Source organism: Delftia sp. ZNC0008 (assembly GCF_000799035.1).
In the GTDB taxonomy this organism is placed as follows: domain Bacteria; phylum Pseudomonadota; class Gammaproteobacteria; order Burkholderiales; family Burkholderiaceae_C; genus Comamonas; species Comamonas tsuruhatensis.
In genome coordinates, this window is record NZ_JTKZ01000015.1 from 1 (window position 1) to 1,436 (window position 1,436).

A 1,436-nucleotide genomic window follows, 5' to 3' on the forward strand; every position below is an offset into this window, starting at 1 on the left:
GTAGTGGCGTGTCTGCGGGTGGTTGACTTCGTGCATGCCGATGGCGTCGGCATCGTGGTTGATGGCGGCATCGACCGGCCGGCCGATGGCCTGCTCGATGCCGGTGGATGCGCCGCCGCCGCCGGCAAACAGGTCGATCACCAGCTTGGTCGCGAGGGGCAGGAGAAATTGAGGGGTAAGCATGCGGCTCCTCAGAATGAGAAAAGCCCGCGTTGTGCGGGCTCTGGGTTTGTGTTCACTCGCACAGGCCGTAGGCCGATGCGCATGCTGTGGGTTCGTCCAGGCCGGCGAGGAGGTCGTACTGCCGGCCGCCGCGCGTGGTCTTGGCCCACTCAATGCGGGACCAGACATTGAGGTCTGCGAAGACCTGGCGCCGGTCCTGCCCTGTGTGGGCGTCGGTCATGAAGGTTGAGCCTCCGCGCTTCGAGCACGCGCTGACGATGCGCTCCCATTCGGCGATGCGCTCGATGTGCTCGGGCCAGCGCACGGAGATTTGGCGCAGCTCGTCTTTGCCGCAGTTGATGCAGGGCATACAGCCGACGCGGCCCATGCCCTGCAGATAGAGGGGATTGGGCTGCACGCGCTGTGAGGCGGCCAGGTCGAACACCTGGGCGGCTGTCCAGTCCACGATGGGCCGGAAGATGCGCAGCCGCGGCGCCACGCGCTCGGACTTCTTGGCATTGCGGCGGCGCTGGGATTCGTCGCGGCGCACGCCCTGCCAGCTTATGACGCAATGGCCGGCGTCCATCAGATCCATCTGGAAGCCTACGGCCATGTTGCGCTTCAATTCCTCAGTGCAGAACTGGGCCATGCGAGACGGGAAACGGCCCTTCCACATGCACAGGTCCAAGAACGGGTTGCCGCTCGGTTGCATCACGGCCCGGGCGCGGCGCTTGGCCTTGTTCGACCAGCGCAGGCGGCGGCCGGCCTTGTCGCGCCCCGTGCGCACGTCACGGGCGATAAACATGCGCTTGGCCAGCAGCTGGCGGCTGAAGTCCGCGCGCAGCCGGTGGATGGTCACGCCCAGGGCCTGCTCCAGATAGGCCAGGTAGTCATAGACAGCCTGGTGCTCGTTGCCCGTGTCGCAAAAGATCGGGACCACGCTGCCAGGCGGACAGCGGTCCAGGGCGAGCAGCAGCACGGCTGTGCTGTCTTTGCCGCCAGATACGGAAATGACGTGCTTTGTCGCCATGGGGCGGGTTCCTCGGGACGAAAAAAAAACCAGCTCGCTGGCTGGCTTTGGAAGTTGGAGGGGAGGTATCAGGACAGCGCCCATGCGCTGTGCTCATTCCTCTTGGATTTGGGCGTAAAAAAACCGGCTGGGGGCCGGTTTTGATCAGTCAGTGTCGAGTTGCGGTATCAGGTCCTGGAGCTTTTGCAGAGCAAGCTCTCCAGGGCGGGAGCCGATCCCCTCCAGCACTTCGGCGTCATCTACC

The 1,436-nt window shown here is 64.7% G+C and carries 1 protein-coding gene and 1 pseudogene; both read right to left on the reverse strand.

Annotated features, from left to right (window positions below; translation table 11 throughout):
• Positions 1 to 183, reverse strand: a pseudogene (locus tag L995_RS31570) (DNA cytosine methyltransferase); the annotation flags it as partial.
• A 52-nt stretch (positions 184 to 235) separates the two neighbouring features.
• Entirely contained in the window at positions 236 to 1,192 is a 957-nt protein-coding gene (locus L995_RS00320) for a phosphoadenosine phosphosulfate reductase domain-containing protein (protein WP_047468046.1), read from the reverse strand.
• Positions 1,193 to 1,436 lie beyond the last annotated feature (244 nt).

Excerpts from the sequence above, each read along its gene's own strand:
- L995_RS00320 (WP_047468046.1), bottom strand. The coding sequence starts at position 1,192 with ATGGCGACAAAGCACGTCATTTCCGTATCTGGCGGCAAAGACAGCACA.